The following is a 24,145-nucleotide window of genomic DNA, read 5'->3' as shown; positions in this document are numbered from 1 at the left end:
CGTCGAGTGGTCGACCTGGTCGGACGAGAGTGCAGGTCCGGGCGGTCGTGCGGGGCTGGTCAGCGGCCGCGAACCGGTCCTCGCGTGCGTCGTTTGACGCAGCGGTCAGCGTACCCGCAGAATAGCCGTCTGCCATCAAATCGATTCGACCTGACCGTCCGCCGCTCTGTCGAATCGATTCGATCTTGGCTCCGCCTCGCCCCGCCCCACCGGCCCGGGCTCGTCCCACCGGCCCCGCCTCGTCCCGCCCCACCCCGGAGAACCCCTGTGACCCTGCGCGCGCCCCACGCGCGAACGGCCGCCGAGCGTGCCGAGCCCGCCGCGACCACCGTGCCCGCCGCGACCACCGTGCCCGCCGTGGCGCCCGTCGTCGCGCGCGCCCGCCTGCACCTGCTCGGCCTGTTCGCGCTGCTCGGCATCGTCTTCTCGAGCTGGCTCGCGCGCCTGCCCACGGTCCGGACCGAGCTCGACCTGTCGACGTCCGCGCTCGGCGGCGTGCTGCTCGTCGGCTCCGTCGGCGCGCTCGTCACCGTGACGTTCGCGGGGATCGTCGTGCAGCGGTGGGGGAGCCGGGCGGCGATCCTCGCCTCGACCGTGCTGCTCGCCGTCGCGTACGTGCTCATGGGGGTCGGGCCGGGCGCAGGGTCCGTGGTGCTGCTCTCCGTCGGGGTGTTCCTCAACGGCATGTCGATCGCGCTCGGCAACGTGCCCCTCAACGTCGAGTCGGCGCGCGTCGAGCGCGCCATGGGTCGCACGGTCATCCCGCAGTTCCATGCCGCGTTCTCGATCGGCGCGGTCGCCGGCTCGGGCCTCGGCGCGCTCGCCTCCCGCCAGGGCGTCCCGCTGCCGGTGCAGTTCACGGCCGTCGCGGCGGTCGCGGTCGCCTGGCGCCTCGCGTCGCTGCGCGGCGTCGTCCTGCCTCCGGACGCGGACGGGCAGCCGCGGACCCTCGTACCCGTCCCGGCGCAGGCCGTGCCCGCTGCCCGCCGCCGCCGGATCGGCACCGCGCTGGACGCGTGGCGCGAGCCGCGCACGCTGCTCGTCGGTGTCGTCATCATGGCGGCCGCGCTCTCCGAGGGCGCCGCGAACGACTGGCTGTCCATCGCGGTCGTCGACGGGTTCGGGCGCACCGAGGCCGTCGGCGGCGTGGTCCTCGCGCTGTACGTCGCGGCCATGACGCTCGTCCGGCTCGCGGGGACGCGGCTGATCGACCGGTACGGCCGCGTCGCGGTCCTGCGCGGGTCCGGCGTCGTGTCGGTCGTCGGGCTGCTGCTGTTCGGGTTCGCCCCGTCCTTCTCGCTCGCGTCCGTCGGCGTGGTGCTGTGGGGGTTCGGCGCGGCGCTCGCGGTGCCGATCGGTATCGCCGCCGCGTCCGACGACCCGCTGCGAGCCGCCGGGCGAGTCGCGGTCGTGTCCTCGTTCTCGTCGGTCGCGTCGATCGCCGCCCCGCCCCTGCTGGGCCTCGCGGCCGAGTCGATGGGCGCCCGGCAGGCACTCGCGCTCATCGCGGTCGCGATGGTCGCGAGCGTCTGCCTCGCACGCCAGGTCGCGCCGCCCGCCACCGACGAGACCCCGCCCGGCCAGTCGGCCGACGGCACCGACGCCGCAGCAGCCCGCACGCTCGTCGTCCCGACGCCGCACGAGCCGCTCGACGACACCCGTGCCGACCCGCCCGCCCCGGCGCTCGTCGGCGCCGCCTCACCCACCGCACCCGTCCCGACACGCCAGGAGGTACGCGTACCGTGAGCCGCACGCGAGACCACGACGAGGTGGAGGACAGGTCCGTGACCGCAGGGATCCGACGCGACCCGGTGAACGCCGCGTCGTTCGCGGTGTTCGCCGTGTTCTTCCTCTCCGGGTTCAACTTCGCGAGCTGGGCGTCGCGGCTGCCCGCCGTGCGCGACGGCCTCGAGCTGTCCGCGGGCCGCATGGGCCTGCTGCTGCTCGTGGGGTCGGTCGGCTCGCTCGTCGCGCTCCCGCTGTCCGGGACGATCATCGAGCACCTCGGCGCCCGCCGGACCGTGCTGTACTCGGCGCTGCTCAACGCGAGCGGGCTCACGCTCGCCGCGGTGGGCGTCGCCGCCGGCTCGGTGCCGCTCGCGGCGCTCGGGCTCGTCGTCTACGGCGTGGGCACGGGCGTGTGGGACGCGGCCATGAACGTCGAGGGCGCGGTCGTCGAGCAGCGGCTCGGGCGCACCGTGATGCCGCGCTACCACGCGGGCTTCTCGCTGGGCACGGTCGCGGCGGCCGGGGTCGCGGCGGTCGCGGCCTGGCTGCACGTGCCCGTCGTCGTGCACCTGCCCGTCGCGCTGGGGCTGTCGATGGTCGCCGTGGTCTGGTCGGTCCGGCTGTTCCTCACGGACCACGAGGCGCAGCTCGTGGTCGAGCACCACGAGGACGCGCCCGCCGGGCAGGGCCGGGCACGACGAGCGTTCGCCGCCTGGCTCGAGCCGCGCACGCTGCTCATCGGCCTCGTCGTCCTCGCGGCCGCGCTGACCGAGGGCTCCGCGAACGACTGGGTGAGCCTCGCGGTCGTCGACGGCTTCGAGACGCCGCACGCGCTCGGCGCGGTGGCGCTCGGCATCTTCCTCGCGTCCATGACGGCCATGCGCTGGTTCGGCACCGCGCTGCTCGACAGGTACGGGCGCGTGTTCGTCCTGCGGCTGTGCGCGCTCCTCGCGCTCGTCGGTCTCGCGCTGTTCGGGCTCGCGCCGACGATGTGGCTCGCGCTCGTCGGGATCGTCGCGTGGGGTGCGGGTGCCGCGCTCGGCTTCCCGGTGGGGATGTCCGCCGCGGCCGACGACCCGCTGCGCGCCGCGGCGCGCGTGAGCGTCGTGTCGACCATCGGCTACTCGGCGTTCCTCGCCGGCCCGCCGCTGCTCGGTCTGCTCGCACAGCACGTCGGCTACCGGCACGCGCTCCTGGTGATCCTCGTGCCGGTCGCGCTGGGCATCTTCGTCGCGGGGGCGGCCGCGCCGCTGCAGGTGGGCCGCGCGGCGGACGTCCAGGACGCGCACCCGGCCGACGACGTCACGGCGGACCCGCACGACGAGTCCCGCCCCCGCCCGTAGCCTGGGGCCATGACCGTCGGCACCGCACCCCGTCTCGCTGACCTCACGACGCTCGGCGTCGGCGGGCCGGTCGCCCGCTACGTCGAGACGACGAGCGAGGCCGAGCTGATCGACGCGGTCCGCACCGCCGACGAGTCCGGCGAGCCCGTCCTGGTGCTCGGCGGCGGGTCGAACCTGCTGGTGTCCGACGAGGGCTTCGACGGCCTCGTCGTGCGCGACACCCGCACCGGCATCGAGGTGCCCGACCACTCGGCGTGCGCGGGCGTGACGTACACGGTGCCCGCGGGCACGCCGTGGGACGACGTCGTCGCGGAGGCGACCTCGCACCGCTTGTACGGCGTCGAGGCGCTGTCCGGCATCCCGGGCTCGACCGGCGCGACGCCCGTGCAGAACGTCGGCGCGTACGGCCAGGAGGTCGCGCAGACCATCGCGACCGTGCGCGTGTGGGACCGCGAGCGGGCGCGGGTGCGGACGCTGCCGCTCGTCGACCTGCGGTTCGGCTACCGCACGTCGCTGCTCAAGCGCTCCCTGCTCGCGGCGGACGACCCGCGCCGTGACCCCCGCGACCCTGCCGACGAGCGCGCGCCGTGGGGCCCGACGCCCCGCTACGTGGTGCTCGACGTGACGTTCCAGCTGCGTCAGGGGACGCTCTCGGCGCCCATCGCCTACGGCGAGCTCGCGCGCACGCTGGGCGTGGAGATCGGTGAGCGCGCGCCGCTGCTCGACGTGCGCGCGGCCGTGCTCGAGCTGCGCGGTCGCAAGGGCATGGTGCTCGACCCGGCGGACGCGGACACGCGCAGCGCAGGCTCGTTCTTCACCAACCCGCTCCTGGACGAGACGGCCGCGGCGCGCCTGCCCGCCGAGGCGCCCCGCTACCCGGCGGGCGACGGCGTGGTCAAGACGAGCGCCGCGTGGCTGATCGAGCGCGCGGGGTTCGCGCGCGGCTTCGGCACGCCCGGCCCGGCGGCCGTGTCGACCAAGCACACGCTCGCGCTCACCAACCGGGGCGGTGCGAGCGCCGCGGACGTCGTGGCCCTCGCGCGGCAGGTGCGCGACGGTGTGCGGGACGCGTTCGGGGTGACGCTCGAGCCCGAGCCGGTGCTCGTCGGCCTCACGCTCTGAGCGGCCTCAGCGGGGGAGCGTGACCCCCGTGAGCGCGGCCAGCCGCTCGAGCAGCTGCTCCTGCAGCGCGACGTCGGACGCCTGCGGGTTCGCCTCGAGCACCTCGAACCGCTTGAGGTAGCGGCCCGTGACGCGCGCGGCGTCGTCGTCGGACGTCGCGAGCCACACCTGCGTCGCGGCGCCGTCGCCGACCTCGTCCCACGCGTCCGGCCCGCCGAGCTTCGTCTTGATCCAGCCCGGGTCGACGGTCGTCGACAGGACGTCCGGCCAGAGGCGGGCCACCGCGAACGCGAGCATCACGTCGTACAGCTTCGAGTCGGAGTACGCCTGCATGCCGTCCCACGGGCGGGACTCCCACAGCAGGTCGTCGAACGTGGCGCGACCGTCCGACTCGAGGCCCGACGTCAGGTAGACGAGCCGCGCCGGACGCGGCATGAGCGCGGTCAGCACGTACGGCGCGACGGTGTTCACCTGCAGGATCCGCTCGAGGCCGTCCGCCGTCGGTGTCCGCGGCGCGCCGCCGCCGACCCCCGCGTTGTGGATCACCGCGTCGTACGCGCCGCCCGCCGCGGTCGTCGCCGCGTCCGCGAGCGCGCGCGTCTGCGCGAGCGAGGTCAGGTCGCCGACGACGACGTCGCGCAGACCCGGCAGCGCCGCCCTGACGTCCGCCGCGCGCTGCGCGTCGCGCGCGTGCGCGACGACGTCGTGCCCCGCGTCGAGGAGCCGGCGGGCGGACTCCAGGCCGATGCCGTCGGTGGAACCGGTGACGAGGACGAGCGACATGGGTGACCTCTCGGGACGGAGGGCTGCCGGCGGCAGCGCGGAGGGTGGCGGGAGCGGGCGGACGCCCGCGGCTAGCGGTCCGTGGCGGCGGACGCGAGCGCCGGGTCGGGGGCCGGCGCGGCGAGCCACGCGTCGACGCCCGCCAGCAGGCGGGCCCGGGTCGCGTCGTCGGCGCGGCTCGCGCGGATCGAGGAACGCGCGAGGTCCGCCAGCGCGGCGTCGTCGAACCCGTGCACGTCCCGCGCGACCTCGTACTGCGCGACGAGCCGCGACCGGAACAGCAGCGGGTCGTCGGCCCCGAGCGCGACCTGGGCGCCCGCGTCGACGAGCGCACCCAGCGGGACCGCCGCCGCGTCGGGGTAGACGCCGAGCGACACGTTCGACGCGGGGCACACCTCGAGCGCGACGCCCCGCTCGACGACCTCGCGCAGCAGGTGCGGGTCCTCGCCCGTGCGCACCCCGTGCCCCAGCCGGTCCGGGTGCAGGTGCGTCACGACGTCGTGCACGTGCACGGGGCCGAGCAGCTCGCCCCCGTGCGGCACCGCGGCCAGTCCCGCGCGGCGCGCGATCGCGAAGGCCGGCGCGAACTCCGCGGTGTCGCCGCGACGCTCGTCGTTCGACAGCCCGAAGCCGACGACCTCGCCCGGCCCGTCGCCCGCGTACCGCGCCGCGAGGCGCGCGAGCGTGCGGGCCTCGAGCGGGTGCCGCATCCGGGACGCGGCGACGACGACGCCGACCGACACGTCGTGCCGCGCGCTCGCGGCACGCGCCTCGTCGAGCACGATCTCCAGCGCCGGCGTGATCCCCCCGACGAACGGCGCGTACGACGTCGGGTCGACCTGGATCTCCAGGCGCCCCGACCCCTCGGCGCCGTCGTCCGCGACCGCCTCGGCGATCACGCGGCGCATGTCCGCCTCGCCGCGCACGCACGCGCGCGCCGCGTCGTACAGACGCTGGAACCGGAACCACCCGCGCTCGGTGGCGGGGACGTGCAACGGGTCCGCGTCGAGCAGCGCGCTCGGCAGCCGGATGCCGTGCCGCTGCGCGAGCTCGCCGAGCGTGCTCACCCGCATCGAGCCGGTGAAGTGCAGGTGCAGGTGCGCCTTCGGGAGCCGGGCCAGGTCGCGCACGGCGGTCAGTCTGCCACCCTGGCAGGTGAAATCTGACCGGAGGTTGGCGCAAATCGCTCACGGCGCCTGGTGCCTCCCCCCTACAGTTGCCTGTTCGTCGCCCGCCGGCGGCGCATCAGCCCGACAGGGGGTTCCATGACTCACGACCCGACCGCCGCCGCTCTCGACGACCCGTCGACGTCCCCCGCCGAGCTCGCCCGGCTCGCGGCCGAGCGACCCGACCTGCGCGCGCGCATCGCCGCGCACCCCGCTGCCTACCCCGAGCTGCTCGGCTGGCTCGCGGCGCAGGGCGACCCGCAGGTCGCCGCCGCGGTGGCCGCGCGCACGGCCGCCACGCAGCCCGCCGCCCCGGCACCTGCCCCGGCACCTGCCCCGGCGCCTGCGCCTGCGCCGGCACCCGCCCCGGCCCCGGCCGCGTTCGGCGACCCGGCCGGTCCGGTCGCGTACGTCGTGCCCGAGAACGGCGACGCCCCCGGCGCGGAGTACGCGCCGGTCGGCGAGCAGCCGCGCAAGCGACGCACCGGCCTGTGGGTCGGCGTGGCCGTCGCAGCGGTCGCGGTCGTCGGCGCCGGCGGGTACGCGGCGTGGGCGACCGTGCTGAGCAAGCTCGGCGGCGCGGGCTCGCCCGAGGCCGCGGTGACGCAGCTCGTCGAGGGCGTCGCGGACAAGGACGGCGTCGCCGTGTACGGCGTGCTCGCACCGTCGGAGGTCGCCTCGTTCCGCGACTCGTTCGACGGCCTCGAGGACTTCGCGGGCGACGACAAGACGGTCGACCCGGAGAAGCTCCGCGAGGCGCTCGAGGCGCTGAAGGTCGACATCGAGGGGCTGGACCTCAAGGTCGAGGAGGTCGACGAGGGCCTGGCGAAGGTCTCGATCGCGGGCGGGACGCTCACGGTCGACGGCGACGCCGAGGAGCTGACGGACCTCGCGATCGAGGCGTTCACGCCCGTGCTCGAGGCGTACGGCCAGGCCGTGCCGACAGGCGCCGAGCGCGACGAGGCGATCCAGCAGGCCGACGACGCGCTGCCGTGGTCGGTCGACGCGGCCGAGCTGACCTTCGAGGCGCAGGGGGAGGAGCAGCTGCCGTTCCTCATGGCGGTCGAGGAGGGCGGCGACTGGTACGTCAGCCCGCTCATGACGATCGGTGAGTACGTCACCGTCGCGCAGGGCGGGACGCGCGGCGCCATGCCGACGGACGGCGGCAAGGCCGCGGGCTCGCCGCAGGACGCGGGCGTCGCGTTCACGGAGGCGCTCGCGGGTCTCAGCACCGGCGACCTGGACGCGCTGTCCGGCACGCTCGCGGAGGGTGAGCGTCGCTTCATGGACGTGTACGTCTCGCAGTGGGTCGGCGACTTCTCGGCGTCCGACACCCCGGTGACGGTCGACGAGGCGTCGTTCGACGCGCGCGACCTGGGTTCGGGTCGCCAGCTGCTGCAGCCGAAGAAGGTCGCGCTCTCGGGCGGCGGCGAGACCGTCCTCATCGAGGGCACGTGCGCGACCGTCGAGGGCGAGAAGCGGTGCATCGCGGACAACAAGGGCCTCGTCGAGCTGGGCCTGGACGAGCTGGGCCTCGTGGCCGTGAAGGAGGACGGCGGGTACCGCGTGTCCGTCCTCGGCACGGTCGCGCACGTGTACGGCACGATGCTCGACAACCTGCTGCGCCTGCAGAAGGAGGGCAAGCTCGAGGACCAGCAGTGGATCGAGGACAACTTCGGTGACCTCGGCTCGAGCCTCGGCCTGGGCGCGCTCGGCGGTCTGGGTTCGCTCGGCACGGTGCCGGACCTCGGGGACCTCGACGGCGGCCTCGACGACCTCGGCGGCCTCGACGACGACGAGTGGACGTACGACGACGGCGACATCGACGCCGGCGGCGGGTCCGACGACGGTGAGGACACGTGGGACTGGGACGAGTCGTCCTGGTCGGCGCAGAGCGACCTGTACTCGCTCGGCATCGAGGCCTCGATCTACTACGTCGACCCGTCCGCGGGTCCGCTGACGCCGAACGCGTTCTCGATCCAGGGCGGCAAGTACGTCTTCACGACGCCCGCGGGGTCGAGCGACGTGACCGACGTGTCCGAGGGCGTCGAGGCCGTCACGTTCGACCCGGGCTCGAACGACGGCACGGACTACTGCGTCGGGCTGGAGCTCGCCGACGGCGCGCAGTGGTCGTACACGCCGGAGGACGGCGCGGTCGAGGCCGCCTGCAGCTGACGCCCGGTTCCTGCCGCCCGCGTGACCCGATCGGTCAGGCGGGCGGCAGGATGCCGCGCGACATGGCCACCGTGACCGCGTGCGTGCGGTCGTCGACCCCGAGCTTGGCGAACACCCGCAGCAGGTGCGTCTTGACGGTGGCTTCGGAGATGAACAGCTCGGCACCCACGGCGGCGTTCGAGAGCCCTCGCGCGACGGCCGCCAGCACCTGCGTCTCGCGCGCGGTGAGGCGTTCGCCCGTGCCGCGCACCTGCTGCACGAGGCGCCGCGCGACCGACGGCGAGAGCGCGGCCTCGCCGCGCGCGGCCGCGCGCACGCCCGCGACGAGCTCCGCGCGCGGCGTGTCCTTGAGGAGGTAGCCGGTCGCACCGGCCTCGACCGCGCGCAGGATGTCGGTGTCGGTCTCGTACGTCGTCAGGACGAGCACGTGCGTGCCGGGAAGCTCGGCGACGATCCGCGCGGTCGCCCCCGCCCCGTCGAGCCGCGGCATCCGCAGGTCCATCAGCACCAGGTCGGGGTGCAGCGCGTGCGCGAGCGCGAGCGCCTCCTCACCGTCGGACGCCTCGCCGACGACGTCCACGTCGGGCTCGACCCCGAGCAGACCGGCGATGCCGGAGCGCACGACCGGGTGGTCGTCCGCGACGAGCACGCGGATCGTCGTGCGGCCGTCGTCCGCGGCCTCGTGGGTGCTCATGCGAGCGCATCCTTGCGCACGTCGTCGGGGGTGGTCGGCAGGCGCAGCACGACGCGCGTGCCCGCACCGGGCGTCCCGTGGAGCTCGAGCTCGCCGCCCGCCGCGCGGGCGCGCTCGCGCATGCCGCGCACGCCGTTGCCCTCGCCGTCGTCGTCCCGCATGCCACGTCCGTCGTCGAGGACCTCGAGCTCGACGACGTCCGACGACCTGCCCAGCCGCACGGTGAGGCCCGACGCCCCGGCGTGCCGACGCACGTTCGCGAGCGACTCCTGCGCGGCGCGCAGGAGCGTCACCGCGGTCTCCTGCGGCAGCTCGCCCACGTCGTCGGTCTCGACCCGGACGTCGAGCCCTGCCTGCGTGCGCAGCTGGTCACCGAGCCGGTGCAGCGCGGCGGCGAGCCCGTCGTCGAGCGCGGGCGGGGCGAACGCCGCGACGAGCGCTCGCGCCTCGGCGAGGTTGTCGCGCGCGACCGCCTCGATCTGCGCGAGCCGCTCGCGCGCGGCTGGTGCCCGGCCCGCGTCGAGCTCGGCGGAGGCGGTCTGCGTCAGCATGACGACGCTCGTGAACCCCTGCGCGAGCGTGTCGTGGATCTCCTGCGCGAGCCGCGCGCGCTCGGCGTGCACGCCCTGCTCGTGGTGGCTCGCGGCGAGCGCCGCCTGCGTGGCGCGCAGGTCGTCGAGCAGGACGGCACGTTCTTCGCTCTGCTCGGCGACGTACGTGACCCACAGCCCCAGACCGATCGAGAAGACCATCCCGAGGGTCGCCTGCCCCGCGATGGACGGCAGGTCGACCGCCTCGGCCCGCACCCGCAGGGCGGTCGCGACGACGACTCCCGCGGTGAGCAGCACGGTCCACCCGACGCCCTGCAGGCGTGACAGCGCGAAGAACCAGATGTGCGAGTACGCGACGAACAGCAGGACGATGCCGAGAGCGGCAGCCCACGTCTCGAACGTGACGACGAGGACGAGCACGACGAGGTAGGTCTGCGTGAGGCGCGCATCGCCCCGGCGCGCCCCGCGCCGGCCGAGCGCGAGGTACGCGAGCGACAGGACGGCGAACCCGGCCAGCACCGAGACGGCGTGCCCCGTCGTCTCGGCGTCGGGAACGGCGAACGCCGCGCTGATCGCGAGCATGACCCAGAACGCGACGTCCCACGCGCGCATCGAGTGGCGCCAGAACTCGTCGCGGCGACTGCTCACGCCGCGGTCCTCCCGGTCACGCACGCCCGCACGGTCGTCGGAGGGCGACGCCGACGGGCGGTCCGGCGCGCCGCCGGGACCGCCCGTCCGTGCGTGGTGCACGGCCATGCGCCCGCCGTCAGCCGTCGTCCCGGCGGCGCCACCGGAAGGTGCGCACGCCGACGACGAGACCGACGACGAGCCACACGAGCAGCACCGCGGCGATCGCGCCGTGCTGCCAGGACCCTCCGACCTCGAGCTGCGCGGCCTCGTCGGGCAGGAACACCGAGCGCATGCCCTGCGCCATCCACTTCAGGGGGAACACCGACGCGACCTGCTGCATCCACGACGGGAGCTGGTCGAACTGGAAGAACACCCCGGAGATGAACTGCAGGACGAGGACGATCGGGGTCACGACGGCGCTCGCGGACCGTCCGCTGCGCGGCAGCGACGAGAACGCGACGCCGCAGACCGCGCCCGTCGCCGTGCCGAGGAGCAGCACCCACGCGAACGTCGCCCAGTGCGCGACGTCCTGCGGCATCGGGACGTCGAACACGAGCGCCGCGACGGCGAGCAGCACCACGACCTGCATCGTGCAGTTCACGAGGACCTGCCCGACCTTGCCCAGGAAGTACGACGTGGCCGGCAGGGGAGTGGCGCGCAGGCGCTTGAGCCCGCCCTCGTCGCGCTCGACCGCGATCGAGAGCGCGAGGTTCTGGAAGCTCGTGAGCATGACACCCGTGGCCACCATGCCGGGCAGGAAGTACTGCGCGAACGGGATGTTCCCGTTCGCCGTCTCGATGCTCGCGTCGTCCTGCCCGAACACCGTCGCGAAGATCGCGAGCATGATCACGGGGTAGGCGAAGATGAAGATCACCGCGTCGCGCTCGCGGAAGAAGGTGCGCAGCTCGTAGCCGGTGCGGGCGAGCCCGAGCGTGAGCGTGCCCGGCAGGGCGGGGCGGGTCCGCGGTGCGGTCCCGGCCTGGGTCGTGCTCATCGCAGCACCTCCGCGCGCTCGTCGTGCGTGGCCGGTGCTGCGGCCGCGTCGCCGATCAGGGACAGGTAGACGTCCTCGAGCGTGGGCCGCAGCACCTGCAGCCCCGGCACCTCGCCGTGCCGCTGCGCGAGCTCGCGCACGAGCGCGGTCGGGGTGTCCGTACGCTCCTCGCGCGGTCCGTCGGGCGTCGTCCAGCGGACGAGCGCCTGCCGCGCGGTACGTCCGCCCAGGTCGGCGGGGGTGCCCTCGGCCACCACCCGGCCGGCGTTCACGACGACCACGCGGTCCGCCAGGTGCTCGGCCTCCTCGAGGTAGTGCGTCGTGAGCAGGATCGTCGTCCCGTCCTCACGCAGCCCCGCGACGAGGTCCCAGAAGTCGCGGCGCGCCTGCGGGTCGAACCCGGTGGTCGGCTCGTCGAGGAACACCAGCTCGGGGCGCCCGACGATGCCGAGCGCGACGTCGAGGCGCCGGCGCTGACCGCCGGACAGCTGGCGGGCCCGCGTGCGGACCTTCTCGCGCAGGCCGACGGCGTCGATGACCTCGTCCACGTCGCGCGCGCCGGGGTAGAAGCGCGCGAAGTGGTGCACGAGCTCGCCGACCGTCGCCTCCGCGAGGTCGTCGGTGCCCTGCAGGACGACGCCGATCCTCGAGCGCCACGCCCGCCCGGCCCGCGCCGGGTCCTCGCCCAGCACGCGCACGTCGCCGCCGTCGCGCTCGCGGAACCCCTCGAGGATCTCGACCGTCGTCGTCTTGCCGGCGCCGTTGGGGCCGAGCACCGCGACGATCTCGCCGCGGGCGACGACGAGGTCCAGACCGTCGACCGCCTTCTTCTCGCCGTAGGCCTTGCGCAGCGCGCTGACCTCGACCGCTGGTCCTGGTGTCATGGCTCAAGCCTGGACCCGTCACGACGCGCGCGACAGGACCGTCGGTCGGGACCGCGTGTCCACCGATCGGTGGGCACCGCCGTCATCCGCGGCGCGTCAGCGTGCCTCGGCGAGCAGCGACTGGATGCGCGAGACGCCCTCGACGAGGTCGTCGTCGCCGAGCGCGTACGACAGGCGCAGGAAGCCCGACGGGCCGAACGCCTCACCCGGCACGACCGCGACCTCGACCTGCTCGAGGATGAGCGCCGCGAGCTCCGCGGACGTCGTCGGGGTCACGCCGCGGATCGTGCGGCCCAGCACGCCCTCGACCGAGGGGTAGGCGTAGAACGCGCCCTGCGGCGCGGGGACGACGACCCCGTCGATCTGCGACAGCATCTCGACCATCGTGCGGCGCCTGCGGTCGAACGCGGTGCGCATCTCGTGCACCGCCGCGAGGTCGCCGGTGAGCGCGGCGATCGCGGCCCGCTGCGAGACGTTCGCGACGTTGGACGTGAGATGGCTCTGGAAGTTCGTCGCGGCCTTGACGACGTCGGACGGGCCGATCATCCAGCCGACGCGCCAGCCCGTCATCGCGTACGTCTTGGCGACGCCGTTGAGGACGATCGAGGTGTCGACGAGCTCGGGCACGACGCGCTGGATGGGCGTGAACACCGCGTCGTCGTACGTGAGGTGCTCGTAGATCTCGTCGGTGATCACCCAGATCCCGTGCTCGAGCGCCCAGCGCCCGATCTCCTCGGTCTGCGCGGGCGAGTACACCGCGCCCGTCGGGTTGGACGGCGAGCAGAACAGCAGGACCTTGGTGCGCTCGGTGCGCGCCGCCTCGAGCTGCTCGACGGTCACCAGGTAGCCCTGGTCGACGCCCGCGAACACCTCGACGGGCACGCCGCCCGCGAGGCGGACCGCCTCGGGGTACGTCGTCCAGTACGGCGCGGGGAGCAGGACCTCGTCGCCCGGGTCGACGACCGAGGCGAACGCCTGGAACACGGCCTGCTTGCCGCCGTTGGTCACCAGGACGTCGGCCGGGCTCACCTCGTAGCCCGAGTCGCGCAGCGTCTTGGCGGCGATCGCCTCGCGCAGCGCCGGCAGGCCGGCGGCCGGGGTGTACCGGTGGTTCGTGGGGTCGTGCACCGCGGCCGCGGCGGCGTCGACGATCGCGCTCGGCGTGGGGAAGTCCGGCTCGCCCGCACCGAAGCCGATCACGGGGCGGCCCGCGGCCTTGAGGGCCTTGGCCTTCGCGTCGACCGCGAGCGTCGCCGAGGGTGCGATGGCGGCGAGGCGCTTCGAGACACGGGAACGGGGCTGCGACGTCTGCTGGCTCACCCGGTCATAGTGGCAGAGGTCACGCGCCGGACGCGTGCGCATTCCGGTGCGCGAGCAGCGCTCGGGTGCCGTCCGTGCGCCGTCCGTGCGCCGTCCGCCGGGTGCCCGTCGGCCGCCCGTCGCGTGCCCCTCGTCGGTTCGTCCCGGACGCGGTTCGACCCGGGGCGCTCCGTCCCGTATGGTTGTCCACCGGCGGTTGACGTTCGCCAAGATGACCTGTGCCCGCACGGGCCTCGGGAGCATGCTCCTGAGCACGTGGGGAGCTCGTCGTCCTGGACCGGGACCGCCGTAGGGCAGTGGCGCAATTGGTAGCGCAGCGGTCTCCAAAACCGCAGGTTGCAGGTTCGAGTCCTGTCTGCCCTGCGCAATCTCCCTGTCTGCACTCCCGTGCAGACAGGGACAGTCCGAGCATCGACGAGACACAGAGGCCGACACGTGAGCGAAACCGCAGCCTCCGCGGCGTCCGGCGCCGAGGGTTCGGCGCGGAAGACCGCGCCGAAGGCCCCGTCCGGCGAGCGCCGTGGCCTGTTCGCGCGCATCGCGCTGTTCGTGCGCCAGGTCGTCGCCGAGCTCAAGAAGGTGGTCCGCCCCACGCGGCAGGACCTCATCACCTACACGTCGGTCGTGCTGGTGTTCGTCGCCGTGGTCATGGCGTTCGTCACCCTGGTCGACCTGGGCATCGGCAAGGTCACGTTCTGGGTCTTCGGGGGCTGACCCCCGCGGCCCGCGTGGCCCGCCAGGCTCGGTCGAGCCGCACCTCCGCACTGGAAGAAAGCAGGTTCGTACGTGTCGCACGAGTCGTCTGAGCCCACCCCGGCCGACGTCGAGCTGTCGGACGCCGTGGAGTCGGTCGACGCCGTCGAGGCGTCGGTCGCGGACGAGGTTGCGTCCGACGAGGTCGTCGTCGACGAGTCCGCCACCGAGGAGCCGGCCGACGAGCCCGGTGCCGAGGAGAGCGACGAGGTCGACCCCGACGAGGACCCGGTCGCCGCGTTCAAGGCGCGTCTGCGCAGCCTGCCCGGTGACTGGTTCGTCATCCACTCCTACGCGGGCTACGAGAACCGCGTGAAGGCGAACCTCGAGAACCGCACGCAGAGCCTCAACATGGAGGACTTCATCTACCAGGTGGAGGTCCCCATGGAGGAGGTCGTGGAGATCAAGAACGCGCAGCGCAAGGTCGTGCGCCGCGTCCGGATCCCCGGCTACGTCCTCGTGCGCATGGACCTGACCGACGAGTCGTGGGGCGCCGTGCGGCACACGCCGGGCGTCACGGGCTTCGTCGGGCACACGCACCAGCCCGTCCCGCTCACGCTGGACGAGGTCTTCTCGATGCTCGCGCCCACGCTCGAGACGAAGGCCCCGGCGGCCCCGGCCGCCGCGGCGAAGGCCGCCGCCGCGATCCAGGTCGACTTCACGGTCGGCGAGTCGGTCACGGTCACCGACGGCCCCTTCGACACGCTGCCCGCGACGATCTCCGAGATCAACGCCGAGGCGCAGAAGCTCAAGGTGCTCGTCTCCATCTTCGGCCGGGAGACCCCGGTCGAGCTGTCGTTCAGCCAGGTCGCCAAGATCTGACCGGACGCGCCCCTCGGGGCGTCTCGTGCCCGCGCCGCGGGCACGACCTGCAACCGGGTCATCGCCCACGGCGTCGGCCCACAAGCAAGGAAGAGGTGGCGTCATGCCCCCCAAGAAGAAGGTCACCGGCCTCATCAAGCTCCAGATCAACGCCGGTGCGGCCACGCCCGCCCCGCCGATCGGCCCCGCGCTCGGTCAGCACGGCGTGAACATCATGGAGTTCTGCAAGGCGTACAACGCGGCGACCGAGTCGCAGCGCGGCAACGTCATCCCCGTCGAGATCACCGTGTACGAGGACCGCTCGTTCACGTTCATCACGAAGACGCCGCCGGCCGCCGAGCTCATCAAGAAGGCCGCGGGCGTCGCCAAGGGCTCGCCCACGCCGCACACGGTCAAGGTCGCGACGCTGACCCGCGAGCAGGTGCGCGAGATCGCGTCCACCAAGCTCGAGGACCTCAACGCGAACGACCTCGACGCGGCCGAGAAGATCATCGCCGGCACCGCCCGGTCGATGGGTATCAAGGTCGAGGGCTGACCCCTCGTCCCCACCCCCAGTGGCAGGGCCCTGTGCGGCCCGTCTGACCACGACTGCTCACCAAGGAGAAGCAGATGCCCAAGCACAGCAAGGCGTACCGCGCCGCCGTCGAGAAGATCGAGGACGGCAAGGTCTACAGCCCCCTCGCGGCCGTCCGTCTGGCGCAGGAGACCTCCGTCTCCAAGTTCGACGCGACCGTCGAGGTCGTCTTCCGACTCGGTGTCGACCCGCGCAAGGCGGACCAGATGGTCCGTGGCACGGTCAACCTGCCCCACGGCACCGGCAAGACCGCGCGCGTGATCGTGTTCGCGAACGGCGAGCGTGCCGAGCAGGCCCGCGCCGCCGGTGCGGACGAGGTCGGCGGCGACGAGCTCATCGAGAAGGTCGCCGGCGGCTGGACCGACTTCGACGCCGCGGTCGCGACCCCGGACCTCATGGGCAAGGTCGGTCGACTCGGCAAGGTCCTGGGCCCGCGTGGTCTCATGCCGAACCCGAAGACCGGCACCGTGACGATGGACGTGGCCAAGGCCGTCGCGGACATCAAGGGCGGCAAGATCGAGTTCCGCGTGGACCGTCACGCCAACCTGCACTTCATCATCGGCAAGACGTCGTTCTCCGACGTCGCGCTGGTCGAGAACTACGCCGCGGCGCTCGACGAGATCCTGCGTCTCAAGCCCGCCGCGTCGAAGGGCCGCTACATCACCAAGGCGACCATCTCGACCACGAACGGCCCCGGGATCCTGCTCGACCAGAACAAGACCCGGAACCTGACCGCCGAGGACGAGGACTGAGTCCCCAGCACGTCTGAGGACCGAGCACGGTCCACCAGCACGAAGGGTCCGACCCCCACGGGGGTCGGACCCTTCGTCGTACCCGCGGACCGGCGTCCGCTCAGCTGCGGGAGTCTCCCCCCGAGCTCCCCGCAGCCCGCACGCCGGCGCGGAAGCCCGCGACGTAGGCCGAACGCGCCGCACCGCGACGGGCGGCCTGCGCCCGGAGGGCGAGCGCCTTGACCGCGGCGCGGTACGCCGCGACGTAGCCCGCGCGGTACGCCTGCCGTGCGACGCGCGTCGCCGTCGCGCCACTCGCCGCCGCCCCCGCGCGACGACCCGCGCGGACACCCGCCGCGTACGCGGCACGTGCCTGCGTGACCCCGATCCGCCGGCCCGCGACGTACGCCGCGCGCGTCCGCCGGGCGTCGGCGGCGGCCTCGGTGAACGGCTCCGTGAACGGCTCGGTGAACGGCTCCGTGAACGGCTCCGTGAACGGCTCCGTGAACGGGTTCGCTCCCAGTGCCTCGGTGAACGGCTCCGTGAACGGCTCCGTGAAGGGCTCGGTGAACGGCTCGGTGAACGGGTTCGCTCCGAGTGCCTCGGTAGACGGCTCCGTGAAGGGCTCCGTGAACGGCTCGGTGAACGGCTCGGTGAACGGCTCGGTGAACGGCTCGGTGAACGGGTTCGCTCCGAGCGCCTCGGTGAAGGGCTCCGTGAACGGCTCCGTGAAGGGCTCCGTGAACGGGTTCGTACCGAGCGCCTCGGTGAACGGCTCCGTGAAGGGCTCCGTGAAGGGCTCGGTGAAGGGCTCCGTGAAGGGCTCGGTGAACGGCTCCGTGAACGGGTTCGCTCCGAGCGCCTCGGTGAACGGTTCGGTGAACGGCTCGGTGAACGGCTGGGTCGACGCCCCGGCGAGCCGGGACGCCCCCTGCGCGTCCCGGTCGCCGGAGGCGTCGGCCGCGGCGCCGTCCGCGCCGTCGGTGCGGGCGCCCCCCGACGCCCGGCGCCCTGACGTGGCCCGCAGCCGGTCGCGCCACGTGCGGGGCGCGGCGGCCACGGACACCCCCAGCGTGTCGAGCACGACGTCGATGGGGCTCGCGACGGAGAAGCTCCCGTCGTCCTCGCCGGCCCACAGCAGCCCGACGACGACCCCGTCCTCGTCGACGATCACGGAGCCGGAGTCCCCGCCGGCGGAGAACCGCTCGGCGCCGTCGGCGGGCTCGACGCGGATCTGGTCGCGCAGCGTGCGCAGCCCGACGCCGGGCCCGAAGTCGACGGCCGTCGTGTAGTCGGTGGACACGACGGTGCCGACGGTCAGGCCGGTCGTGCGTCCGGACTTGCTGACGGTCGAGCCGACGACGGCGGGGCCTGCGCCGGTGACGGCGCCGATCCCGACGATGCCGGGGACCCACGGCGCGCCGGGTGCGAGCGCGACGACGGCGGCGTCCATACGGTCGGTGACGGCGCCGCGCACGAGCGCGCCGAACCGGTCCGCGCGTGCGCGTCCGCCGTCGGCGATCGCGGGCTGCAGCCACGACGACCCGACGTCCTCGCGCCCGTCACCTGCGGCGACGTGCCAGTTGGTGAGCGCGAACGGGCGCCCGGTGTGGCGCTCGCGCACGACGACCCCGAGGGTGCCGTTGACGCTGCGCAGCTGCGCGCGGCCCTCGACGGGGATGGTCACGGCGTCGGACGGGCCGATGCTCAGCCCTCCGGCGAGGGGACGCACGCGCGCGGCGTGGCCCGCGGCACCGGTGCCGCCGGTGGCGGCCAGCGGCGAGACGCGGCCGCTGACGACGTCGGTGGGCACGCCGTCGTACTCGGCGGGGATGCGCTCGTCGTCGGACAGCTCGTCGAGGGGGCGCTTGCGCTCGACGTGCACGACGATGGCCTGCTGCCCGGTGGGGCGGCCCTGGGACCACTTCTCGGCGATGTCGACGCCGACGACGCCGGAGCGGGAGAGCAGGACGTCCTCGACGCCACGCTTGGTGGGGCGGATCCGGGCGCGCTCCTCGAGCGGTCGGGTCGCCGTGGGCTGCGCCTCGTCGGGCTCGGGCGTCGGGTCGGTGCGGGGGTCCTGCTCGGTCATCGGGACGACACTCCTCAAGACGGGTGACGGTGGCCAGGGGCTGCGAGGGCCGCCGGTCAGGAGCGTCGGGGGGCGGGCCTGATACATCTGCGCCCGCCTGACTTGCGCCTGACCTGCGCGGACCTCGTCGTCGTGCGCGCCGGTGCGGGCCGGCGCGGGCGCCCCCTGGCTGAACGCTAGTGCGCCCGTCACCCGCTCGGGTGAACTTCACCCGCTGTCCGTCCGGTGCGTATCTGGGTCCCGCGCGCGTGCTCCTCGACGACGACCCGGCTCCGCGTGCGCCAACGTGCTTGTCGGGTTTGTCCAGGCCGTCCTAGTGTCATGGGACGGCCGCCCGACGGGACCGGTCGAGTGAGGGGCCAATGATGAGTGACGACCTGGTGGAGCCGGTGGACACCGCGCTCCGCGGCCAGGGGGAGGGGCTCGCCGACCAGGCGGCCCGGGCTGTGCTGGCGTACCGCGACGGCGATCCTGCGCCGCTCGCGGCTCTCGTGCAGGTGATGACGCCGCTGCTGTGGCACACCGTGCGGGCGCAGGGCGCCGGCACGGAGCAGGCCCAGGACATCGTGCAGAACGTGTGGCTCGCGCTGGTGCGTGAGATCGACACGATCCGCGACCCCCGGGCGACGTTGCAGTGGACGCTCGTCACCGCGAAGCGCGCGGCCTGGCGTGCGGTGCGCCGCTCGCGCGAGGAGGCCGCCCGCACGGACTCGGACGAGGCCGCGACCGAGTGGCTCGCGGCGCCGGCCGACGAGCTGCCGGACGTCCGTGCGGTGCGCGACGAGCGGGACCGTGTCCTGTGGGACAACGTGCGCACCCTGCCGGAGCGGTGCCGTCGCCTGCTCGGCCTGGTCGCCATGGTCGACCGACCCGACTACGCCGTCGTCTCCCAGTCCCTGGGCATGCCGGTGGGCAGCATCGGCCCCACGCGCGGGCGCTGCCTCGCCAAGCTGCGCGCAGCCCTCGCCTCCGACCCTTCCTGGAGCATGTCATGACCCCCGACGACGTCACCGTCGCCCTGCTCGCCGGGGGCGCCGTCGACGACCTCGACATCGAGATCCTCGACCGTCTCGCCGCGCTCGTGGACGCTGCGGACCCCGTGCCCGAGGGGCTGGTCGACAGCATCGGCCTGGCCCTGACGATGGAGGCCCTGCACGCGGAGCTCGCCGAACTGCACCTCGTCGGCGAGCCGGCGCTCGCGGTACGGACCGACGAGACGAGCATCGAGGCCGGCACGATCACGTTCACCACGGACGTCCTGACCGTGATGATCTCCGTGCACCACGAGAACGACCTGGTACGCGTCGACGGGTGGGCCGCGCCCGCGGGGGAGCTCGCCGTCGAGCTGCACCAGTCGGGCCACGTCACGACGACGACGTCGGACGAGGACGGTCGGTTCGCGTTCGTCGACCTGCACCGGGGTCCCGCGCGGCTCGTGCTGCGCCGCCCGTCGGACCCGACCATGCCGGTCGTGACCCCGCAGATCGAGCTCTAGCGGGCACCATGGCCGAACGCTCCGGTCCGGCCTCCGCCGGGCCGCTGCCGGGCGGCGACCACCGCACCGCTCTCGAGCGCGTGGCGGTGGACGTCGCCCTGGCCGAGGCGGACAACGCCGAGGGCCACCCGAACCAGGCGCGTCGTCGGCTGGTCGCGGCGCTCGGGCGCCTCGACCGGCTCCCGGGCGACGACGAGCTGACCGACCCGTTGCGCGTGCGCGTGCGAGCGCGGGCGCTCATGGAGCTCGCGAAGTGCGAGTTCGAGACGCGCGGCGGTCCGCAGGCGGCACTCGCGCAGCTCGACGGGCTCGTCGCGGCGGGTGCCGCGCACGCGTGGCCGGGTATCGTCCCCGCGGCGGCGGGGGTGCGGGGGCTGCTGGCGCTGCGCGGCGGGCGGCAGGACGAGGCGCTCGTCGCGCTGGACGCCGCGGTCGCGCAGCTCGACGTCGCGGACCCCGTGGACGGGTGCCGCGCGCTGCTCAACCGCGGCACGCTGCACAGCGAGCGTCGGGACACGGCGGCGGCGCGCGCGGACTACTCGGAGTGCGCGCGCCGGGCGCGCGACGCGGGTTTCGACCTGCTGGTGTTCAAGGCGGAGCACAACCTCGGGTACGTGCACTTCCGGGAGGGGCGTCTGCCGGAGGCGCTCGCGACGATGGAGGCGGCGGCCCGCAGCCTGCCCGGGCCGGTGCGGCCCACGGCGCTGCGGGACCGTAGCGAGGTGCTGCTGGAGGCGGGCCTGGTCGGCGTCGCGGACGCGACGCTCGCGCAGGCCGCGCAGATGTTCGCCGACGAGAAGCTGCCGCGCGAGGTGGCGGAGTGCGAGCTGGGTCGTGCGGAGTGCGCGCTGCTGCGCGGCGACCCGGTCGCCGCGCGGCACTGGGCGTCGAGCGCGCGGCGCCGATTCGCGCGGCGCGGCGACGAGGCGTGGGTGGTGCGTTCGTCGCTGCTGGAGCTGCAGGCGGACGCGGGGGTGCTGGCACGCCAGAGCGAGGGCCGCGCGTCGCGCAGCGGCTGGGCGGGCGTGGCGCGGCGGGCCGCGGAGGTCGAGGAGCTGTGCCGGACGACCGGTCGGCCGACGTGGCAGCGGGCGGCGTCCTACCTGCGCATCGAGGCGGACCTGGCGCGCGGCGTGGGGCCGGACCCCGAGCGGGTGCTCGACGGGCTGGGCACGGTGCAGGCCGAGGAGCCGCTGACGTTGCGCCTGCACGGTCGTCGGATCCGGGCGCTGCTGGCGGTGGCGGCGGGCCGCCCCGACCGGGCGGCGCACCACGTGCGGGCGGGGCAGCGGGACCTCGCGCTGCACCGCAGCCGGTTCGGCTCGCTCGACCTGCGCACGGCGGGCGCGGTGCACGGCACGGCGCTCGCGGAGCTCGACATGCGGCTCGCGCTCGCGACGGGGCACCCCGAGCGCGTGCTCGAGTCGGCCGAGCGCGTGCGTGCGGTCATGGGCGGGGCGCCGCGCGTCAACCCGCCCCGCGACCCCCGCACGGCCGAGCTGCTCGCGCAGCTGCGCAGGCTCGTGGAGGGCAGCCGTCCCGTCACGGGCCGTCCCGCGGCGGACCCGGAGCGGCGCAAGCTGATCGCGGACGCGCAGCGCCTCAAGCTGGAGATCCTCGCGCGGTCGTGGCACGAGCCGGGGCGCAGCGCGCGCGACGAGCGCGAGGGTCGGGCGCACGAGGTGCGCGCGCTGCTCGCGCGACGTCCGCAGACCCTGCTGCTCGACGTGATCGACCACGAGGGGCGCCTGCTCGCGGTGAGCATGGGCGTGGCGGGGTCCGAGCTGGCCGACCTGGGGGAGGCCGCGCCGGCCGCGGAGCTCGTGCGGCGCGTGCACGCGGACCTCGAGGTCGTCGCGAACCCGCTGGTGCCCGCGGAGCTGCGTGCGGTCGCGGAACGGTCGCTGCGGGGTGCGCTCGAGCGGCTCGACGCGGTGGTGCGGCCGGTGCTCGACGGCGCGGACGAGCTCGTCGTCGTCGCGGGCGGGTGGCTGGGCGTGCTGCCGTGGTCGATGCTGCCCTCCCGGCGGGGCGCGCCCACGGTCGTCGCACCTTCGGTGCACCACTGGATGCGGTACGCGGGCGCGGGCCTGCCGGACGCCCCGCTGACGGCGGCCGCGGGCCCGGGCCTGGTGCACGCGGCCGACGAGGCGCGGCACGTCGCCAAGCTGTGGCCGGGTGCGCGTGTGCTGGTCGAGGACGAGGCGAGCGTCGCGAACGTCGCCGAGGCGCTCGCGTCTCCGGGTGTGGTGCACCTCGCGGCGCACGGGCGGCACGAGCCGGACAACCCGTTGTTCTCGTCGCTGCGGCTGGCCGACGGCCCGTTGTTCGCGCACGAGCTGGACGCGGGCGGCCGGGTGCCCGACCTCGTCCTGCTGTCGTCGTGCGAGGTCGGCCGTGCGACGATCCGGGCCGGGGGAGAGGCGCTGGGCCTGGCGAGCGTGCTGCTGCGCACGGGCGTGCCGTGCGTGGTGGCGGCGATCGCGCCGCTGCCCGACGAGACCGCGATGCACGTGATGTCGGGCGTGCACGAGCGCATGCGCGCAGGCGTGCCGGTGGCTGCGGCGGTCGCGCAGGCGTGCGCGGAGCACGAGCGCGGTGGCGGTGGGCTGGTGCCTCTCGTGTGCCTGGGCGCGCCCGTGTGACCGAGCCCTCGTGCGCGGGGTCCGGCGGCGATTTGGTCGTCGGCCGTCGCTGCCGTAGTCTCGTGGGGCCCAAGACCGCCGGTCGTCGTCTCCGTTCGTCGGAGCGACCGAAGTCCCGCAGCTCGCGGAGGCCAGCGCAGGTGAGAGTTCCACATGATGGTGCGGTTCGTCCGCCCCGCCCTGTCGAGCCCCGCGCCTGCGCGGGGCTCTTCGTCGTTCTGGGGACCGACCGGCACCACCATCGGAAGGATTGCCATGGCGAGGCCGGACAAGGCAGCCGCCGTCGCGGAGATCGCGGACAAGTTCCGTGCGTCCAACGCGGCCGTGCTGACCGAGTACCGCGGGCTCTCCGTGGCGCAGCTCAAGACGCTGCGTCGCGCGCTCGGCGGCAACGCAACCTACGCCGTGGTGAAGAACACGCTGACCGCGATCGCGGCCAAGGAAGCCGGCCTGACGGGCCTCGACGACGCGCTCGCGGGCCCGTCGGCGATCGCCTTCGTCACCGGCGACCCGGTCGAGGCCGCCAAGGGTCTGCGTGACTTCGCCAAGGCGAACCCCGCGCTGGTCATCAAGGGTGGTGTCCTCGACGGACGCGCCCTGACCGCCGCGGAGGTCACCAAGCTCGCGGACCTCGAGTCCCGTGAGGTCCTGCTGGCCAAGGCGGCCGGCGCGATGAAGGCCAAGCTCTACCAGGCTGCCTACGTCTTCACCGCGAACACCGCCCAGGCCGCTCGTGTCATCGATGCCCTGCGTCAGAAGCAGGAGTCGGAAGGTGCGGCTGCCTGACCCGGGCCCCGGCCTGGTCAGCGCTCCGCGCATCACCCCACATCCCGCTTCCGACGCACGACGCGTCGCGGAGCACCGAAGAAAGGAACGCCTCTCATGGCGAAGCTCAGCACCGAGGAGCTCATCGAGCAGTTCAAGGGCCTGACCCTGATCGAGCTGTCCGAGTTCGTGAAGGCCTTCGAGGAGGTCTTCGAGGTCACCGCCGCTGCCCCCGTCGCCGTCGCCGCCGCGCCGGCCGCCGGTGGTGCGGGCGCGGACGCCCCCGCCGAGGAGGAGAAGGACTCGTTCGACGTCGTCCTGCTCGCCGCCGGTGACAAGAAGATCCAGGTCATCAAGGAGGTGCGCGCGCTCACGTCGCTCGGCCTCAAGGAGGCCAAGGACCTCGTCGACGAGGCGCCGAAGCCGGTTCTCGAGGGCGTCAACAAGGAGACGGCCGAGAAGGCGAAGGCGCAGCTCGAGGGCGCCGGCGCGAGCGTCGAGCTCAAGTGACCTGACTCCGCCCGGGGCCTCGCCCCGGAGCGGAGGTGCTCACGCACGAAGGCCCGTCACCCCCGCGTGGGGCGGCGGGCCTTCGTCGTCCCCACGGACGGCAGCCGGGAGAGCGTCGTGGCCTCCGGCTTCCCCCGGGCGCGGCTCGTGTGCCACCATGGCCGCGGCGACGACGAGGTCGCCCGTCCGGCCGGAGGGCCGGGCGCGGCCGCGGACCGCAGGGTCCGGCTGGAGCGGGTGCGACGAGAGCGCGCCGGAAGCCGGTGGACTTTCGCGCCAGGGCCGAGTATGCTAGCGCTTTGCGCTGGCCTGTGCCCGCGATCTCAGATATCCCGACTCGGAGCTCGACGTACGTGCGCGTCGAACAC

21 protein-coding genes and 1 tRNA gene are annotated in these 24,145 nt (G+C 74.3%); 14 read left to right on the top strand and 8 right to left on the bottom strand.

Annotation, left to right across the window (positions count from 1 at the left end):
* The first annotated feature begins 267 nt into the window (after window positions 1-267).
* From F1D97_RS16555 to F1D97_RS16545, 3 genes are read left to right on the top strand one after another with little or no spacing between them, the layout of a single operon-like run.
* Window positions 268-1,746, top strand: coding sequence for an MFS transporter (locus F1D97_RS16555; RefSeq protein WP_236121576.1), 1,479 nt, complete (start codon window positions 268-270; stop codon window positions 1,744-1,746).
* 23 nt (window positions 1,747-1,769) lie between these two features.
* Window positions 1,770-3,071: an MFS transporter gene (locus F1D97_RS16550; protein WP_236123642.1), complete on the top strand. Its 1,302-nt coding sequence runs from the start codon at window positions 1,770-1,772 to the stop codon at window positions 3,069-3,071.
* Window positions 3,072-3,080: 9 nt separating this feature from the next.
* On the top strand, window positions 3,081-4,193 hold the full coding sequence (locus F1D97_RS16545) for a UDP-N-acetylmuramate dehydrogenase (RefSeq protein ID WP_236121575.1): 1,113 nt from the start codon (window positions 3,081-3,083) through the stop codon (window positions 4,191-4,193).
* 6 nt (window positions 4,194-4,199) lie between these two features.
* On the opposite strand, the gene F1D97_RS16540 is transcribed toward F1D97_RS16545, so the two are convergent.
* Window positions 4,200-4,976 carry an SDR family NAD(P)-dependent oxidoreductase gene (locus tag F1D97_RS16540; RefSeq protein ID WP_236121574.1) on the bottom strand — a complete coding sequence of 259 codons (777 nt, stop codon included), beginning with the start codon at window positions 4,974-4,976 and terminating at the stop codon, window positions 4,200-4,202.
* Between the two features lie 71 nt (window positions 4,977-5,047).
* Complete coding sequence (locus F1D97_RS16535) at window positions 5,048-6,106, bottom strand: adenosine deaminase (protein ID WP_236121573.1); 1,059 nt, start codon at window positions 6,104-6,106, stop codon at window positions 5,048-5,050.
* Window positions 6,107-6,241: 135 nt separating this feature from the next.
* Here F1D97_RS16535 and F1D97_RS16530 point away from each other — a divergent pair, with 135 nt between their 5' ends.
* Window positions 6,242-8,317: a variant leucine-rich repeat-containing protein gene (locus F1D97_RS16530; protein ID WP_236121572.1), complete on the top strand. Its 2,076-nt coding sequence runs from the start codon at window positions 6,242-6,244 to the stop codon at window positions 8,315-8,317.
* A 34-nt stretch (window positions 8,318-8,351) separates the two neighbouring features.
* Here the strand turns inward: F1D97_RS16530 and F1D97_RS16525 are convergent, their stop codons facing one another.
* The 5 genes from F1D97_RS16525 to F1D97_RS16505 form a co-directional block, all read right to left on the bottom strand.
* Entirely contained in the window at window positions 8,352-9,011 is a 660-nt protein-coding gene (locus F1D97_RS16525; protein WP_236121571.1) for a response regulator, read from the bottom strand.
* Entirely contained in the window at window positions 9,008-10,210 is a 1,203-nt protein-coding gene (locus F1D97_RS16520) for a sensor histidine kinase (RefSeq protein ID WP_236121570.1), read from the bottom strand. The genes F1D97_RS16525 and F1D97_RS16520 overlap by 4 nt, the downstream gene beginning before the upstream one ends.
* A gap of 118 nt (window positions 10,211-10,328) precedes the next feature.
* Window positions 10,329-11,186, bottom strand: coding sequence for an ABC transporter permease (locus F1D97_RS16515; RefSeq protein ID WP_236121569.1), 858 nt, complete (start codon window positions 11,184-11,186; stop codon window positions 10,329-10,331).
* Window positions 11,183-12,070 carry an ABC transporter ATP-binding protein gene (locus F1D97_RS16510; protein WP_236121568.1) on the bottom strand — a complete coding sequence of 296 codons (888 nt, stop codon included), beginning with the start codon at window positions 12,068-12,070 and terminating at the stop codon, window positions 11,183-11,185. Before F1D97_RS16510 ends, F1D97_RS16515 begins: the two co-directional genes overlap by 4 nt.
* Window positions 12,071-12,166: 96 nt before the next feature.
* A complete protein-coding gene (locus F1D97_RS16505; protein ID WP_396022538.1) occupies window positions 12,167-13,432 on the bottom strand; it encodes a pyridoxal phosphate-dependent aminotransferase in 1,266 nt (421 codons plus the stop codon).
* A gap of 248 nt (window positions 13,433-13,680) precedes the next feature.
* Between F1D97_RS16505 and F1D97_RS16500 the strand changes: the two genes are divergently transcribed.
* From F1D97_RS16500 to rplA, 5 genes are all read left to right on the top strand, one after another.
* Window positions 13,681-13,753 (top strand) — tRNA-Trp (locus F1D97_RS16500).
* 72 nt (window positions 13,754-13,825) lie between these two features.
* Window positions 13,826-14,104, top strand: coding sequence for a preprotein translocase subunit SecE (gene secE, locus F1D97_RS16495; protein ID WP_236121566.1), 279 nt, complete (start codon window positions 13,826-13,828; stop codon window positions 14,102-14,104).
* 72 nt (window positions 14,105-14,176) lie between these two features.
* The gene (gene nusG / locus F1D97_RS16490) at window positions 14,177-14,965 is read left to right on the top strand and encodes a transcription termination/antitermination protein NusG (RefSeq protein WP_236121565.1); all 789 of its coding nucleotides are present in this window, start codon (window positions 14,177-14,179) and stop codon (window positions 14,963-14,965) included.
* 103 nt (window positions 14,966-15,068) lie between these two features.
* Entirely contained in the window at window positions 15,069-15,500 is a 432-nt protein-coding gene (gene rplK, locus F1D97_RS16485) for a 50S ribosomal protein L11 (protein WP_236121564.1), read from the top strand.
* Window positions 15,501-15,574: 74 nt separating this feature from the next.
* Window positions 15,575-16,291, top strand: a complete 717-nt coding sequence (gene rplA, locus F1D97_RS16480) for a 50S ribosomal protein L1 (protein ID WP_236121563.1) — start codon at window positions 15,575-15,577, stop codon at window positions 16,289-16,291.
* A 100-nt stretch (window positions 16,292-16,391) separates the two neighbouring features.
* Here rplA and F1D97_RS16475 read toward each other — a convergent pair whose 3' ends face one another.
* Window positions 16,392-18,362 carry a peptidase S32 gene (locus F1D97_RS16475; RefSeq protein ID WP_236121562.1) on the bottom strand — a complete coding sequence of 657 codons (1,971 nt, stop codon included), beginning with the start codon at window positions 18,360-18,362 and terminating at the stop codon, window positions 16,392-16,394.
* A gap of 365 nt (window positions 18,363-18,727) precedes the next feature.
* Between F1D97_RS16475 and F1D97_RS16470 the strand changes: the two genes are divergently transcribed.
* The 5 genes from F1D97_RS16470 to rplL all read left to right on the top strand — a co-directional run bounded on the left by F1D97_RS16470 (window position 18,728) and on the right by rplL (window position 23,777).
* Window positions 18,728-19,357, top strand: a complete 630-nt coding sequence (locus F1D97_RS16470) for an RNA polymerase sigma factor (RefSeq protein WP_317618904.1) — start codon at window positions 18,728-18,730, stop codon at window positions 19,355-19,357.
* On the top strand, window positions 19,354-19,857 hold the full coding sequence (locus tag F1D97_RS16465) for a transthyretin-like family protein (RefSeq protein WP_236121560.1): 504 nt from the start codon (window positions 19,354-19,356) through the stop codon (window positions 19,855-19,857). Before F1D97_RS16470 ends, F1D97_RS16465 begins: the two co-directional genes overlap by 4 nt.
* 8 nt (window positions 19,858-19,865) lie before the next feature.
* The gene (locus tag F1D97_RS16460; protein ID WP_236121559.1) at window positions 19,866-22,502 is read left to right on the top strand and encodes a CHAT domain-containing protein; all 2,637 of its coding nucleotides are present in this window, start codon (window positions 19,866-19,868) and stop codon (window positions 22,500-22,502) included.
* A 255-nt stretch (window positions 22,503-22,757) separates the two neighbouring features.
* A complete protein-coding gene (gene rplJ, locus F1D97_RS16455) occupies window positions 22,758-23,288 on the top strand; it encodes a 50S ribosomal protein L10 (RefSeq protein ID WP_236123641.1) in 531 nt (176 codons plus the stop codon).
* A 96-nt stretch (window positions 23,289-23,384) separates the two neighbouring features.
* Window positions 23,385-23,777 carry a 50S ribosomal protein L7/L12 gene (rplL, locus tag F1D97_RS16450; protein ID WP_236121558.1) on the top strand — a complete coding sequence of 131 codons (393 nt, stop codon included), beginning with the start codon at window positions 23,385-23,387 and terminating at the stop codon, window positions 23,775-23,777.
* Window positions 23,778-24,145: the final 368 nt, after the last annotated feature.

It is taken from the genome of Cellulomonas palmilytica, assembly GCF_021590045.1.
Taxonomy (GTDB): domain Bacteria; phylum Actinomycetota; class Actinomycetes; order Actinomycetales; family Cellulomonadaceae; genus Cellulomonas; species Cellulomonas palmilytica.
This window is presented reverse-complemented; position numbering and strand designations above follow the sequence as displayed.